Source organism: Pseudomonas sp., from assembly GCF_037994325.1.
Classification (GTDB): domain Bacteria; phylum Pseudomonadota; class Gammaproteobacteria; order Pseudomonadales; family Pseudomonadaceae; genus Aquipseudomonas.
The window spans coordinates 1-1,626 of record NZ_JBBNAH010000554.1 but is presented as its reverse complement, the minus strand read 5'-3'; the positions used below and the strand labels follow the sequence as shown (position 1 = coordinate 1,626).

General features: G+C 53.2%; 3 protein-coding genes. All 3 read right to left on the bottom strand.

Annotation, left to right across the window (positions count from 1 at the left end; all coding sequences use genetic code 11):
- Positions 1-537: SurA N-terminal domain-containing protein (locus AAAB16_RS18560; RefSeq protein WP_340664654.1), on the bottom strand; the 537-nt coding region annotated here is incomplete at its 3' end.
- Between the two features lie 229 nt (positions 538-766).
- Positions 767-1,039: a nucleoid-associated protein HU-beta gene (hupB, locus tag AAAB16_RS18555; RefSeq protein WP_010490206.1), complete on the bottom strand. Its 273-nt coding sequence runs from the start codon at positions 1,037-1,039 to the stop codon at positions 767-769.
- A gap of 137 nt (positions 1,040-1,176) precedes the next feature.
- Positions 1,177-1,626 (bottom strand): S16 family serine protease (locus AAAB16_RS18550; RefSeq protein ID WP_340664653.1); only part of this gene is annotated, 450 nt, incomplete at its 5' end.

Sequence of the window (1,626 nt, the reverse complement as noted above, 5' to 3'; positions counted from 1 at the left end):
CTGCACTTCATCGTCGGTCACAAAACCGCTGCCAGACACGCCAGCGCGCAGTTGGCCGATGAGCATTTCCTGCTCAAGCATCTGACGGAATTGCAGACGGGTATGACCCATCTGGCGGATAACCTGGTCGAAGCGATCAGAGTTGAATTTGCCGTCCACCTGGAACTCAGGCGTATTCAGAATCAACTGATCCAGAGCCGGTTGAGAAAACGCGAAATGGGCGTCTTTGGTGCTTTGCAGCAGCAGCTTGCGTTCGATCAAACCTTTCAAGGCCGCTTCGCGCAGCAGTTTGTCGTCCAGCAAGGATGCGTCGAAATCTTTACCCAGGCGCTGCATCAACTGACGGCGTTGGGCTTCCATTGCCTGGCTGAGTTCGTTCTGGCTGACCTCTTCACCGTTGACCTTGGCAGCCTGTTGCTTGGTGCTTTGCGAGGTGAAGATAGCCTCGATACCAGTGAATGCCATCAAGGCAACAATGACACCGATAATGGTCTTGGCAATCCAGCCTTGTGAATTGTCCCTGATGTTTTGCAGCATGCGTCCCCCAGAAACGACCGTACTGAAATAAGCGGCCGTGGAGCGTGGGTAGAATCCGGATAGAAGAAAGGCGCATCCGAGGATGCGCCTTCTCGTAGCTGGCGGGGCGGACAAGGTTCCTGTGGAACCTCTTTGAACGTTGGACCAGTAAACTAACCGACCCTGCTCTACCGCCACGCGACTCGATCAATGTTGAAGCTGATCGAGGTGGGCAAAACCCGGAAGACGCTTAGTTAACGGCGTCTTTCAGTGCTTTACCAGCTTTGAAGCCTGGGATCTTAGCAGCAGCGATGCTGATCGGGTTGCCAGTTTGTGGGTTACGACCAGTACGAGCAGCACGCTCTTTAACAGCGAAAGTACCGAAACCTACCAGTACAACCGAATCACCAGCCTTGAGAGCGCCAGTTACGGATTCGATTACTGCGTCCAGCGCACGGCCAGCTACAGCTTTCGGGATATCAGCAGATGCAGCGATAGCATCAATCAGTTCCGACTTGTTCACTCTAAGTCCCCTTATTCCTGTTTGAGTTTATTTCTTAATTTTTGGGTGAAAGCAAAAACGGTGCTGGAAGGCCATTTGGCACAAGAAGAGCCGCTTTATAACAAGGGCTCTAAAAATGTGTCAAGGAAGCCCCCCGGCTAATGCGTGCTAATTCGCTCCTTGGAATCAGTCTCGCGCTTGTCATCCTTTGCAACCATCTCCGGAGCCGCATCGGGCAAGGGCTCCGGGGCGTATTGCAGCGCAATTTGCAGGACCTCGTCAATCCATTTAACCGGTTTAATCTGCAGGTCAGCCTTAATATTCTCCGGAATCTCTTTCAGATCACGAACGTTCTCTTCGGGAATAATCACGATCTTGATTCCACCGCGATGAGCCGCTAGCAACTTTTCTTTGAGCCCCCCGATAGCCAAAACTTGGCCACGCAGAGTGATTTCGCCGGTCATTGCCACATCAGCGCGCACCGGAATCTGAGTAAGGGCTGAAACCAGCGCCGTACACATGCCAACGCCCGCGCTGGGGCCATCTTTGGGCGTTGCCCCTTCCGGCATATGGATATGGATGTCGCGCTTCTCATGGAAGTCCAGAGC